Source organism: Curtobacterium sp. MCBA15_013 (genome assembly GCF_001865095.1).
GTDB lineage: Bacteria > Actinomycetota > Actinomycetes > Actinomycetales > Microbacteriaceae > Curtobacterium.
The window spans coordinates 29,762-42,572 of the sequence record NZ_MJGQ01000086.1 but is presented as its reverse complement, the minus strand read 5'-3'; the positions used below and the strand labels follow the sequence as shown (position 1 = coordinate 42,572).

Annotated in this window: 11 protein-coding genes; 4 read left to right on the top strand and 7 right to left on the bottom strand. The window is 72.5% G+C overall.

The features are described 5' to 3' along the window. Window positions 1-131 precede the first annotated feature (131 nt). Window positions 132-1,268: a 5-(carboxyamino)imidazole ribonucleotide synthase gene (locus BIV01_RS18360; protein WP_070418462.1), complete on the bottom strand. Its 1,137-nt coding sequence runs from the start codon at window positions 1,266-1,268 to the stop codon at window positions 132-134. 153 nt (window positions 1,269-1,421) lie between these two features. Between BIV01_RS18360 and BIV01_RS18355 the strand changes: the two genes are divergently transcribed. Continuing rightward, complete coding sequence (locus BIV01_RS18355; RefSeq protein ID WP_254791887.1) at window positions 1,422-1,904, top strand: GtrA family protein; 483 nt, start codon at window positions 1,422-1,424, stop codon at window positions 1,902-1,904. Window positions 1,905-1,956: 52 nt separating this feature from the next. Continuing rightward, window positions 1,957-3,504, top strand: coding sequence for a DUF2142 domain-containing protein (locus BIV01_RS18350; protein ID WP_071303772.1), 1,548 nt, complete (start codon window positions 1,957-1,959; stop codon window positions 3,502-3,504). Here the strand turns inward: BIV01_RS18350 and BIV01_RS20055 are convergent. From BIV01_RS20055 to BIV01_RS18330, 4 genes are all read right to left on the bottom strand, one after another. Further along, complete coding sequence (locus BIV01_RS20055) at window positions 3,485-5,362, bottom strand: hypothetical protein (protein ID WP_071303771.1); 1,878 nt, start codon at window positions 5,360-5,362, stop codon at window positions 3,485-3,487. The two genes, BIV01_RS18350 and BIV01_RS20055, sit on opposite strands and share 20 nt — an antisense overlap. Window positions 5,363-5,381: 19 nt before the next feature. Continuing rightward, window positions 5,382-6,689, bottom strand: a complete 1,308-nt coding sequence (locus BIV01_RS18340; protein ID WP_071295778.1) for a UDP-glucose dehydrogenase family protein — start codon at window positions 6,687-6,689, stop codon at window positions 5,382-5,384. Between the two features lie 62 nt (window positions 6,690-6,751). Next, window positions 6,752-7,300 (bottom strand): PH domain-containing protein, encoded by a 549-nt coding sequence (locus tag BIV01_RS18335; RefSeq protein WP_070418457.1) that lies wholly within the window; start codon window positions 7,298-7,300, stop codon window positions 6,752-6,754. A 4-nt stretch (window positions 7,301-7,304) separates the two neighbouring features. Beyond that, a complete protein-coding gene (locus BIV01_RS18330; protein ID WP_083403378.1) occupies window positions 7,305-8,105 on the bottom strand; it encodes a biotin--[acetyl-CoA-carboxylase] ligase in 801 nt (266 codons plus the stop codon). A 73-nt stretch (window positions 8,106-8,178) separates the two neighbouring features. Between BIV01_RS18330 and BIV01_RS18325 the strand changes: the two genes are divergently transcribed. Then, a complete protein-coding gene (locus BIV01_RS18325) occupies window positions 8,179-9,774 on the top strand; it encodes an acyl-CoA carboxylase subunit beta (protein ID WP_070418456.1) in 1,596 nt (531 codons plus the stop codon). Window positions 9,775-9,787: 13 nt separating this feature from the next. Further along, complete coding sequence (locus BIV01_RS18320; RefSeq protein ID WP_083403379.1) at window positions 9,788-10,054, top strand: acyl-CoA carboxylase subunit epsilon; 267 nt, start codon at window positions 9,788-9,790, stop codon at window positions 10,052-10,054. A gap of 410 nt (window positions 10,055-10,464) precedes the next feature. On the opposite strand, the gene BIV01_RS18315 is transcribed toward BIV01_RS18320, so the two are convergent. Both BIV01_RS18315 and BIV01_RS18310 read right to left on the bottom strand, forming a co-directional pair. Next, entirely contained in the window at window positions 10,465-11,508 is a 1,044-nt protein-coding gene (locus BIV01_RS18315) for a hypothetical protein (RefSeq protein WP_071303770.1), read from the bottom strand. Further along, window positions 11,505-12,809: a sensor histidine kinase gene (locus BIV01_RS18310; RefSeq protein WP_071303769.1), complete on the bottom strand. Its 1,305-nt coding sequence runs from the start codon at window positions 12,807-12,809 to the stop codon at window positions 11,505-11,507. The genes BIV01_RS18315 and BIV01_RS18310 overlap by 4 nt, the downstream gene beginning before the upstream one ends. Between the last annotated feature and the right edge of the window lie 2 nt (window positions 12,810-12,811).

Genomic DNA, 12,811 nt, shown 5'->3' with positions numbered 1-12,811 from the left:
ACGGTGGACCCTGTCCCGTCCATGGGAGCACGCCGACGCGCGGGGGTACACACGCCAGATCGGGTGCCACCCGAGCGGGTGTCCGCCCTTCTGCGGACCGTCCGAGCGCACCGTCCGCGCGGACCGCAGCCTCAGTCGTCGAAGTGGGCCGCTGCGGACCGGGCGCGGTACGTGACGTCGTCGAGGTCGTCGCCGATGACGGTCACGTGCCCGATCTTGCGACCCGGCCGGGGAGCCTTGCCGTAGAAGTGGTACTTGGCCTCGGGGAAGGCCTCGAGCGCACCCGGGTACCGCGCCGCGAGGTCGCCGTCCGCCGGACCGCCGAGCACGTTGATCATGACCGCGGCCGGGGCGAACGACCCGGTGGCACCGAGCGGCAGGTCGAGCACGGCACGCAGGTGCTGCTCGAACTGGCTCGTCGTGGCGCCGTCGATCGTCCAGTGACCGGTGTTGTGCGGGCGCATGGCGAGCTCGTTGATGAGGATGCGCTCGTCGTCGGTCTGGAACAGCTCCACCGCGAGCACACCCGTGACACCGAGCTCCGTCGCGATCCGCACGGCGATGTCCTCGGCCATGTCGGCGATGCGTCCGGCGCTGTCGGGGGCGGGGGCGAAGACCTCGGCGCAGACGCCGTCGCGCTGCACGGTCTCGACGAGCGGCCAGGCGACGACCTCGCCGGAGGGGCGTCGGGCGACGGACTGGGCGAGCTCGCGGGTGAACGGCACGAGTTCCTCGACGAGGAGCGCCTGCTCGCCGCCTGCCTCGGCGACGGCGATGAACCAGTCGGCGACGTCGGCCGGGTCGGTGACCACCCGGACGCCCTTGCCGTCGTACCCGCCACGGGCGGTCTTCACGACGGCACGTCCGCCGTGGTCGTCGAGGAACGCCTGCAGCTCGTCGGGGTCGTGCACGGCGGCCCAGTCCGGCACCGGCAGCCCGAGCTCGGACAGGCGCGTGCGCATGGTGATCTTGTCCTGCGCGACGGCGAGCGGCTCCGGGCCGGGGTGCACGGCGACGCCGGCGTCGACGAGGGCACGGAGGACGTCCTGCGGAACGTGCTCGTGGTCGAACGTGACGACGTCGACGTCCCGCGCGAAGGCGAGCACGGTCGCGGCGTCGTGGTAGTCCCCCTCGGCGGTGGCCGCGATGGCCGCCGACATGCCCGGGCCCTCGGCCAGCACCCGGATGTCGAGACCGAGCTCGACCGCGGCCGGCACCATCATCCGTGCCAGCTGTCCCCCACCGATGACCCCGACGCGCAACGCCATGCTGTGTGTTCCTTCCGTCGTTCACACCGTCCGGCGAGAACGCGCTGTCTAGAATCGCTGTTCGGGTCGCCGTCCTGTGCGACCTGCGGGTCGGCCCTCGTGAGCACGACCAGCGACAACTCTACGGACCCGGGAGAGACCGTGCGGCGACTGGTGGCCCAACTGGCACGCTTCGGCGTCGTCGGCGCGGTGGGGTTCGTCGTCGACACCGGCATCTTCAACGTGCTGCGGGCGACGGTGCTCAGCCCGGACGAGGTCCACTCCGGGCCGTTCTGGGCGAAGGTCGTCTCGACGATCGTGGCCATCTTCGTCAACTGGATGGGCAACCGCTACTGGACCTTCCGCGAGCAGCGGCGGGCGGTGGCCACGCGTGAGGGCATCGAGTTCGTCGTCGTGTCGCTCGGCGGCATGGTCATCTCGCTCGGCTGCCTGGGCATCTCGCACTACGTGCTCGGGCTGACCTCGGCGTTGGCGGACAACATCTCGGGCAACGTGATCGGACTCGTGCTCGGCACGGTGTTCCGCTTCTGGCTCTACAAGGTGTGGGTCTACCACCCCGAGCGCGGACACGACCGGGCCGTGCCCGCCGCCGAGACGCCCGGTTCCACCGCGGGTTCCGAGGTCGTGGGCCAGTAGGCTCGACGCGCCACCGACACCGGTGGCGTCGCCGACCCCGGGAGTCCGCTTGATGCAGTCCGAACCGCACCCCGTCGTCTCGCGGAGCGAGGGGCTGTGGGTCGCCGTCCTGACGGCGGTGTTCGGGCTCTGGCTGGTGCTCTGGGCGATCGTCGTGCCGGCGTTCCAGGCACCGGACGAGCCCGCGCACCTCGACGCCGCCGTGCACGTCGCCACCGGTTCCGGTTGGCCGGCACCGGGGACGTTGCACGTGTCGAACGCCGTGCAGGCCGCGCAACGGGAACAGGTCGCCGGGGACTCCTCGACGTGGTCGACCGTGAGCGAGCTGCTCGCGGCGCACCCCGGCGACTCCACGACGGTCGACCAGATGACGCAGCACCCGCCGACGGCCTACGTGGTGGACGCCGTCGTGCTCCGCGTGCTGCACTACGGCTCGCTCCGCTGGGACCACGCCCTCGTCGCGCTCCGACTGGTGGACGCGCTGCTCGTGACGCCGCTCGCGCTCCTCGCGTGGGCATCGGTCCGGCGGGTCACCCGGTCGCCGCGGGCGGGCCTGATGGGTGCACTCGCGCTGTTCGCGACGCCGCAGCTGGCGTCGATCGGGGCCTCCGTGACGAACGACGCCCTGACGTTCCTGCTCGGCGGCGTCGTGGTGTGGCTCGCGACGCGGCTCCTCACCGGGGACCTGCGACGCCGGACGCTCGTCGGGCTCGGGGTCGCGCTCGGGCTGCTCGTCTGGACGAAGGGCACGGGGCTGCCGGCGGTGCCGTTCGTCGCGGTCGTGGCCCTCGTCGCCGGTGCGGGTGTCGTCCCGTTCCGCCGTCGCGTCCTCCGCGCCGCCGTCGCCCTCGGCGTCGCCGCGGTGATCGGCGCGTGGTGGTGGCTGCGCAACCTCTGGCTGTTCCGCACCCTGCAGCCGGACGGCTACGCCGCGATCCGACCCGACCGCCCGTTCCCCGACAACCAGGGGCCATCGGTGTGGCACTTCCTCGACGTCAGCTGGGGCACCCTCGCCCGGACCTTCTGGGGCTCCCCGGGGCAGCGCGCGCAGGTGAGCATCGGCGACGTCCTCACGGCGGTCCTGACGCTCGTCGTGCTCGTCGTGCTCGTCGGCTGGGCGTTCCGCCGTGGCCGGACCCGGCGCACCGCCTGGACACTCGCGGTGTTCCCCGCGCTCCTGCTGCTCCTGCAGACCGCGAGCAGCGCGAAGGCGTACCTCGACACGACCGAGGTCGCGGGCACGCAGGGCCGCTACCTGTTCCCGGCGCTGCTCTGCCTCGTCGTGCTGAGCGCCGTGGCGTGGCGGCGGCTGCCCCTGCCCGGACGCGGGACGGCCGTGCTGCCCCGGGTGTTGGCCGTGGCGCTCCCGGCCATCGGGCTCTGGGGCCTCGCGGTCGCCGCCGGGTGGTTCTGGAACGCCGCGACCGGACCGCTCTCGGCCGCGAGCATCGCCCGCTACGAGTCGTGGGGCCCGGTGCCGTTCGCCGTGGTCGCCGTGGTCGCGGTGCTCGTCGCGGTCGGGCTGACCGGCGGCGTGCTGCGGGTGTGGGTCACCCCGACCCGCAGCACGCCGACCGAGGTCAGTTCCCCGACACCTTGACGACGTCGACCCGGCAGGCCTGGACCGGCGCGGACCGGATGTCCTGGCACGTCTGCTGGACGGTGAAGCTGTCCTCGAGCGTGCCGATCGCCGAGTAGTCCCGGTCCTTCGGGATGAGGGCGTTCGTGTAGTTCAGGAAGTACTGCACGCCCGACTTCTTGAGCAGTGCGACGAACGACGGGTCCTGGTAGTCGTACTCCTGGCCCGGTTCGCCGTACATCTGCGTGCCGGTGCGGAACGCGACGAGCGTGGCGTCCCGGGTGTTCGTCCCGAGGATCGTGCTGCCGGCGGGCAGCGTGTGGTTGGCCAGCAGCAGGTCCGGGAGCGGTTCGTCCGGGGTGATGACCCCGCCGAACACCTGCCCGACGGGGATGCCCGACGGGCGCGTGCCCATCGTCGAGAAGGGCGCCTTCACACCGTTGACGTTCTGGCTGTACGCGGCGACGACCAGGACGGCGCACGCGGCCACGGCGACGACCTGCCGCACACGACGTCCCCGACGAGCCGCCCGCCAGAACGCGGGCAGGAGTGCCCCGGCGATCAGGACCGACCCGATGAAGAGCGGGAGGTAGTAGCGCGCGTTGCCGCCCTGCGTGTCCACCGTCGCGATGCCCGCGTAGCCGAGCAGGTACACCCCGGAGAAGATGCCGACGATGCTCGCGAAGACGAACCGGCGGTAGTGCACGACGCCCGCCACGACCGCGCCGACGAAGACGACGCCGATCGCGAGCGCGAACGGTGCGAACGACCCGATGCGGTTGAAGTAGTACGGCAACGCCTCGAGCCGCTGCTCGACGTAGTACCGCACCTTGCCGACGAGGGTCGTGGTGTGGCTCTCGGTCGGAGCGGCCTCGGCGCCCGGCTGCGGCACCGCTGGAAGCGTGCGCTCGGCCTCGAGGATCCCGGCGTCGTAGATCGACGGCGTGCGGTCCTCGTTCGGCGACACCGCACGGGCGTTCGGCGGCGTCGCGATGCGGTACTCGTCGCCATCGGTGCTCGACGTGTCGCTGAACTTGCCGGAGACGTTCACGGTCAGCGACGAGCCGACCTCGATGCCGCCGAACTTCACCGACAGGGCGATGACCCACGGCGCGGAGACGAGGACCACGGCGACGAGGGCGACGACGGGCAGCAGGACGGACCGGCGCTCGCGGGCCTCGGGGCGGTCCTGGAACCAGCGGACGACCGCCCACACCGGCACCACCACGAGGAACACCGGGACGAGGAACGCCTTCGTGAAGTACCCGAACGCGCACACCGCGCCGAGCAGCACCGCGGTGAGCACGATCCGTCGCACCGAGCCGTGCCAGGCGCGGTCGGCCGCGAGCAGTGCCCAGAGGAACCCGAGGCACCACACGAGCACGAGGGTGTCCGGGGTCTGCAGGCTGACGTTCGCCATCAGGAGCGGGGCCGTCGCGGCGATCGACCACGCGGCGGTCCAGCCGTTGCCGGTCGTCCGGAGCAGCAGCCACGCCCCCATCGCCATCACGGCGACGCAGGACAGCGTGTTCACGATCGCGAAGGCCGTGGTCTGCCCGACGCCGACGGCGATGAACGGCGCCATCAGCCAGGACACCATCGGCGACCAGTAGCCGTTCACGGCGTCCGCCCAGTGCCACTCGGCGTACTGCTTCGCGATCGACATGTACGAGATGCCGTCGATGTTCGTCATCTCGAGCCGCGTGCGGAACGCGATCACTGCGACGAGCAGTGAGGCGACGAGGAGCAGTGCACCGTTCGCGAGCAGGGACACCCGCGACGGGCGCCGTCCCTCGTGGAAGGCCCCGAAGCGGCGTCGGTGCTCCACGGGAGCGTCGACGACCGGGTCCTCGGTCGTCACGGCGTCGTCGATCGTCATGCTGCTCCCCGCGCGGTGTTCAGCGGCCCATGCCGCGGTAGGTGAAGCCGGCAGCCGTCCAGGCGTCGCGGTCGAGGCAGTTGCGCCCGTCGATCACGACGGGCGTCGCCACGAGCGAGGCGGCCACGGCCGGGTCGAGCTCGCGGAACTCGGTCCACTCGGTGAGGACGAGCACGAGGTCGGCGTCACGCAGGGCATCGGTCGCGCTCTCGGTGTAGTCGAGCTCGGGGTGCACGCGGCGCGCCGTGACGACGGCTTCCGGGTCGTACGCGGCGACCGAGGCACCGAGACCCAGCAGCCGGGCGGCGATGTCGAGTGCCGGCGAGTCACGGACGTCGTCGGAGTTCGGCTTGAAGGCCAGGCCGAGCACGGCGACACGCTTGCCCGCCACGACCCCGCCGAGGAGCTCCTGCGCGAGCTCGACGACGTGCGCGCGACGACGGAGGTTCGTGGCGTCGACGTCGGCCAGGAACGCCAGGGACTCCCCGACACCGAGCTCGTCCGCCCGCGCCTGGAACGCCCGGATGTCCTTCGGCAGGCAGCCGCCGCCGAAGCCGAGGCCGGCGTTGAGGAACTTGCGGCCGATGCGGGCGTCGTGGCCGATCGCGTCGGCGAGCGCCGTGACGTCGGCACCGGCGACCTCGGCGATCTCGGCCATCGAGTTGATGAACGAGATCTTCGTCGCGAGGAACGCGTTCGCGCTGATCTTCACGAGCTCGGCCGTGGGCAGGTTGACCACGAGCCGGGGCGTGCCGCTCGCCAGGGCCTCGGCGTAGACCTCGTCGAGGGCCTCGACAGCGGCCTGTCCGGCGTCGCCGTCGGGCACGCCGTAGACGAAGCGGTCCGGGCTGATCGTGTCCTGCACCGCGAAGCCCTCGCGGAGGAACTCGGGGTTCCAGACGAGCGTCGCACCGGGGACCGCCTCGGACACCTCGGCTGCGAGGCGCGCGGCCGTGCCGACGGGGACCGTCGACTTGCCGACGACGAACTCGCCGGCGGCGAGGTGCGGCGTGAGCGCGGCGACGGCGGCGTCGACGTACGTGAGGTCCGCGGCGCCGGTCGGCCCCTGCGGCGTGCCGACGGCGAGGAAGTGCACGCGCGCACCGGCGACCTCGGCCATGTCGGTGGTGAAGCGGATGCGGCCGGAGGCCAGCGCCGACCGCAGGATCTCGGGGAGACCGGGCTCGAAGAAGGGAGCCTCACCCGCGGCGAGCCGCTCGATCTTGACCGGGTCGACGTCGACTGCGACGACTTCGTGCCCGAGCTTGGCCATGGAGGCGGCGTGCACGGCACCGAGGTAACCGCAGCCGATGACAGAGATACGCACGGGAAGACGGTACCGGAACCTCGGCGCAGTTCTCGTCCGCACCGCCCGCTGTCGAGACATCGTCAGGGTCTGACGTCGCCCCATCGCGGTCGATCCGCCCCGCCGACGATCTCGTCCCAGTCGGGTTCGCGGTGCCGTCGCCGGGCCTCGTGCGCCTCGACGAGGTCATGCAGGACCGCCACGACCAGGTCCGCGTGCGGCACGTCGCCGAGCACCAGGGCCGGCTCGTCGCCGGGGAACACGAGGACGTCGCCGGACCGGAAGACCCCCTGCAGGCCGCGGCGACGCACCGTCACGTCGTAGCCCCGCGAGTGCAGGAGCTCCCGCCGGGTGCGCGTGCCGAGTCCGTGCACGACGACGAGGCGCCTGGTGGTCACCACGTAGCGCTCCGACATCCAGCGGAACAGCGGCATCGCGCCGCCGAGGAACACGAGGAGCACCACGAGACCGGCGACGACCGCGTTCAGCCAGGCGAGCTGCGCCCGGAACACCCCGAAGCCGAACCCGCCGGCGAGCATGACGAGCACCACGAACACCGCGGGGCGCACGAGCCGGCGAGCGTGCGGGCGCAGCCGCGCGACCACGCGTTCGGGCGGCGGCTCGTCGGTCATGCCGTCATGCATACCGCAGGTGGGTGACGTCCCCCACGGCGACGCCCCTGGAGACGCCCGCTCGATCCCGGATCGTGATCCGGCCGTCGTCGTCGATGCCGGTCGCGTCCCCCTCCGAGGTGGTGCCGTCCGGCAGCTCGAGGCGCACCCGCTGCCCGATCGTGCCGCAGGCCGACCGGACGTGGGACCGGACCCCGTCCGCGGCCGCACCGCCGGCGACCAGGGCGACCACGGCCTCCTGGACCGCGCGGAGGAACGCGGACAGCACACGGTCGGCGAGGTCCGGTGCCGAGCCCGTCGCGCCGGCGACCGCGAGCGAGGTCGCCGTCGGCGTCGGCAGCCGGTCGGCGGGGATGGTCAGGTTCACGCCGGCGCCGACGACGACGCTGCCGTCGGCGGCGACCTGGCAGAGGATGCCGCAGACCTTGCGGCCGTCGATCTGGACGTCGTTCGGCCACTTCACCGCGACACGCTCCGGACCGTGCAGCACGGCGACGATCGCGTCGCGCATCGCGGCGCCGGCGACGAGCGGCAGCCACCCGCGGTCGCGGTCGTCGAGGTCCGCGCGGACGAGCACGCTCGCCGCGAGCGTCTGGCCGGCGGGCGCCGACCAGGTCCGGTCGAGGCGGCCGCGACCCGCGGTCTGGTCGAGCGTCGCCACGACGCTGCCGTGCGGCTGCGTCGTCGCGAGGGCGAGCAGGTCGGCGTTCGTCGACCCGGTCGTCACCGGCTCGGTGAGCACCGCGCCCGCGGCCTCGACGACGGTTCGGCTCAGCGGGAACGTCGACGACGCAGGTGTGGACATGCAGCAAATCTACGGGCAGGAACCGTGGGGGTCCTCCAACCGACCCCGCCGTCGCCGCCGGTAGGGTGAGCGGGTGACCCCAGGAGACACCCCCGATCTCTCGACGACGGCCGGCCGGCTCGCCGACCTCCGCGAGCGGTACCACGAAGCAGTGACCGCCGCGGGCGAGGCCGCCATCGCGAAGCAGCACGCCAAGGGCAAGACCACGGCGCGCGAACGCATCGAGCAGCTGCTCGACGAGAACTCCTTCGTGGAGCTCGACGAGTTCGTCCGCCACCGCACCCACGCCTTCGGCATGGAGTCGAAGCGGCCCTACGGCGACGCGGTCGTCACCGGCTTCGGCACCATCCACGGCCGCAACGTCGCCGTGTACGCGCAGGACTTCACCGTCTTCGGCGGCTCCCTCGGCGAGGTCGCGGGCGAGAAGATCATCAAGGTGATGGAGCACGCGCTGAAGACGGGCGTGCCGATCATCGGCATCCTCGACTCCGGCGGCGCTCGCATCCAGGAAGGCGTCGTCGCCCTCGGCAAGTACGGCGAGATCTTCCGCCTCAACACCCAGGCCTCCGGCGTCATCCCGCAGATCTCGATCGTGATGGGCCCGGCAGCGGGCGGTGCGGTGTACTCCCCCGCCCTCACGGACTTCGTGATCATGGTCGACAAGACCAGCCACATGTTCGTCACCGGCCCCGACGTCATCAAGACCGTCACCGGCGAGGACGTCGGCTTCGAGGAGCTCGGCGGCGCGCAGACGCACAACGCGATCTCCGGCGTCGCGCACTACCTCGCCGAGGACGAGTCCGACGCGCTCGACTACGCCCGCTCGCTCATCGGCTTCCTGCCGGACAACAACCTGTCCGACGCGCCGGCCTACGACGTCGCGCCCGAGCTCGAGACGACCGACGCCGACCGCGAGCTCGACGTCGTCATCCCGGACTCCACGAACCAGCCGTACGACGTGACGACGATCATCGAGCACATCGTCGACGACGGCGAGTTCCTCGAGGTCCAGCCGCTCTTCGCGCCGAACATCCTCATCGGCTTCGGTCGGGTCGAGGGCCGCACGGTCGGCATCATCGCGAACCAGCCGCAGGCGATGGCCGGCACGCTGAACATCGACGCCGGCGAGAAGGCCGCGCGCTTCGTCCGGTTCTGCGACGCGTTCGGCATCCCGATCCTCACCCTCGTCGACGTGCCCGGCTACCTGCCCGGCACCGACCAGGAGTGGACCGGTGTCATCCGCCGCGGCGCCAAGCTCCTCTACGCCTACGCCGAGGCCACCGTGCCGCTCGTCACCGTCATCACCCGCAAGGCGTACGGCGGCGCGTACATCGTCATGGGCTCGAAGCAGCTCGGTGCCGACATCAACCTCGCGTGGCCGACCGCCGAGATCGCCGTGATGGGTGGCCAGGGCGCCGTCAACATCCTGTACCGCGCCGAGATCAAGCGCGCCGAGGAGTCCGGCGAGGACGTCGCGGCCGTCCGTGCGAAGCTCGCGAACGAGTACACGTACAACGTCGCGTCCCCGTACCTCGCCGCCGAGCGCGGCGAGCTCGACGGGATCATCCAGCCGCACGCGACGCGCGTCTCGGTCGTCAAGGCGCTGCGGGCCCTCCGTGGCAAGCGCGCGACGCTGCCGCCCAAGAAGCACGGGAACATCCCGCTGTGACGGGCGCACGCTGATGGGCCGCCACGCAGCCGTGGTCCCCGCGGTCCCCGTCGACCAGGCCGTCGCCGCGGCCGCCGACGTCCGTGTCGTCTCCGGCGAGCCCACGCCGGAGGAGCTCGCCGCCGTCATCGCCGTCCTGCAGCGTCAGGCGGACGAGGCAGCGTCGCTCGGCCGTCCCGAGGTCACCGTGTCGCCGCGCTCGGGGTGGGACGTGTCCGCCCGAGGACTCCGTCGGCCGCTCGAGCACGGTGCCGGTGCCTGGAGCCGGTCGCTCCGCTGAGCCGCTCCGGGGGCTTGCGCGTGCCGCACGGTGCGGGCGACCATGTACCCCTGGGTACCGGGCGGTCTCGGCGCCCCGACCGCAGGATTCCCGGTCGGTCTCCCCGCAGACGGGGGACAGCAGGGGCCGAGGGCGGCGGAAATGGCCGATTTTGTCCCCCATAATGACGACTGACAGAGCGTTCGGCTGCGGGCATAGTAGTTCGTGTTCGGTGTCCTTCAACGAAGAACATCGCAGGTCGGTGGCCGACTAGGGTACGAAGCCACCTACCAGCTACGAGTCAGGGCGATATTCGGGTTGTCGCTCAGACTCGGGTCGTGAACGGGCCGGTCGGTATCCGACCGGCCCGTTCCCCGTTTCCGGGCGCTGGAGTCCGCGCGGGCGCCGACGACGTTCGGTGTCGGGCCGCCTCAGACGGTCTCGTGCCGCGGGATCTCGAGCCACACGACGACCGACTCGTCGCCGTCCTCGTCGTCCATCCCGGCCCCGAGCGCCGCCGACTCGCTCGCCGCGAGGTCGAGCCGCAGCCCCACGACGGTCACGGCGGACTCGGACCCCTCGGGGACGGTCCGGATGATCACGTTGTCGGCCTCCCGCGCCTGGCGCAGGGCCTCGGCGATGCGGGCGTGCACCCGGCGCAGGTCGTCGATCTCGAGGTCGTCGAGACCGCCGTCGTCGTGCAGCTGCACCGTGGCGCCACGACGACGGAGGCGCATGACCTCGTCGCGGACGTCCTCCGAGAGCAGCGACCGGCCCCGGATCTCGTCGCGGATGGCCTGTTCGAGGTGCAGGCACTCGGCACGCTCCGCGTCGTCCAGGTCACCGCCGGTCTCGATGATCCGCTGGAGCATCGGCAGCGCCATGCGCGTCGTCTGGCTGAGCCGGAACTGCCGCTCGAAGACGTGGGCGTCCTGCGCCGCCTGCCAGTCGGCGGTCTCCTGCTCGGCGCGGACGAAGTCGCGGGTGACACGGGTGGCACGACTCATCGCAGCCGTGAGGCCGGTGGCGATCACGACCCACACCACACTGCCGAGCACGCCGAGCGAGCCGAGCGCCCCGAGTCCGGCCCACGCGACGGCGTGCACGGTGAGGAACCCGACACCGACCCAGGCGAACGCGACGCGCGCACGCACGACGAGGACGACCATCAGCGTGCCGACCGCGGCGATCCACCACGTGCCGTTCCCCGGGCCGGCGGTCAGGTCGACCGTGGGCGAGGCGACGACGGGCAGCACCACGGCCGTCGCGAGCGCGAAGCACGTCGCCCAGACCGGGAGCGGCCGGCCGGGCACGAACACCGCCACACCGGTCGCCGCGGCGTAGAGGACCATGCACGCGACGACCGGCCCGATCTGGGCGGCTCCGGGGAGCGTCGTCGCCGCGAGCACGAGGTGGTAGACGGAGAAGAGCGTCGCGAGCCCGATCGCGACCCCGGCCGGGAGTGAGGCCTTCACCGGTGCTCCCCCGCCGCCGGCGCCCAGTCGAGGAGCACACGGGTGCCCGCTCCCGGCGCGGTGACGATCTCGGCGGTGCCCCCGGCGGCGACCACCCGCTCCACGATCGAACGACGGACGCCGAGTCGCTCGGCGGGGATGCCCGCGATGTCGAAGCCGGCACCGTCGTCCCCGACCTCGACGTGGACGCCGGCGCCGCGCTGCTCGACGACGATCCACCGGTCGACCTCGGCCGGACCGGCGTGCTGCACGCTGTTCACCGCTGCCTGGACGGCCGCCGAGGCGACGGCGTCCGCGACGATCGCGGGCACCCGGATCGACCCGACGTGCCCACGGTCGACCCGCACCGGCGCCGCGAGCGCACCGACGGCGTCGGAGATGCGGGTCCGCAGGTCCACGAGGGAGACCGGGGGTGCGTCCCCGGGGCCGTCCGCAGCCGCGGCCTCGAGGTGGTCGATGGCGTTCCGGGCCATGCGCGCGGCGAGCATCTCGGCGTCGCGGGTGTCGGCCCGGGCGGCGGAGAGGAGCGTCGTGAGCACGCTGTCGTGGACGATCGCGTCGACCTGGACCCGCTCGACCTCGGTGGCGTGCTCGCGGATCGCGTGCGAGTACCGCCGGACCGCCGTGGCCTGGGCGGCGTCGACGGCTGCTGCCGCACGGCGGAGCACGATCACGATGATGAGGGCAGCCCCGCTGAGGATCGCCGTGTAGAAGCCGTTGAGCAACGCCCCGACACCCGCGTCGCCGCCCAGCGGGGTGAACCGGATGGCCACGTACACGGCCGGCACGAGGGCGGTGTAGACGGACGCCCGCCACGGGGCGAAGCCCATCGCGGCCGCGGTCGACCCCACGGTGCAGAGCCACCAGGGCCACGGTGCCTGGTCGGACGGGATCGGCTCCTCCACGGTCAACGGCCAGGTGACGAGTGCCACGAGGAACACCAGGGCGCACACGATCTGCGCGATCTGCGCCAGGCGCCTCGCGAAGACGGACGCCGCGACGAAGAGGAACGACGCGGCGAGCGCCAACGCGACGACGGGACCCCACACCGGGTCGAGGTACGGCAGCTGCGACAGCACCGCGGGCACGGTCGTCGCACCGAAGCCGAGTGCGGCCACGGCGAGGAGGATCGCGAACGCGCGCTCGACGGACGCCTGGGTGATGGACGCGCGGACGCTCCGCGCGGGATCGGCCCCGAACGGCGCGGGTTCGATCCGCCCGGCCGCAGTCCGGGCGCCCGCAGCTCCGGCCCCGGCCCCGGCCCCGGCCCCGGCCCCGGGCGCAGCGTCAGCCGCCGTCATGC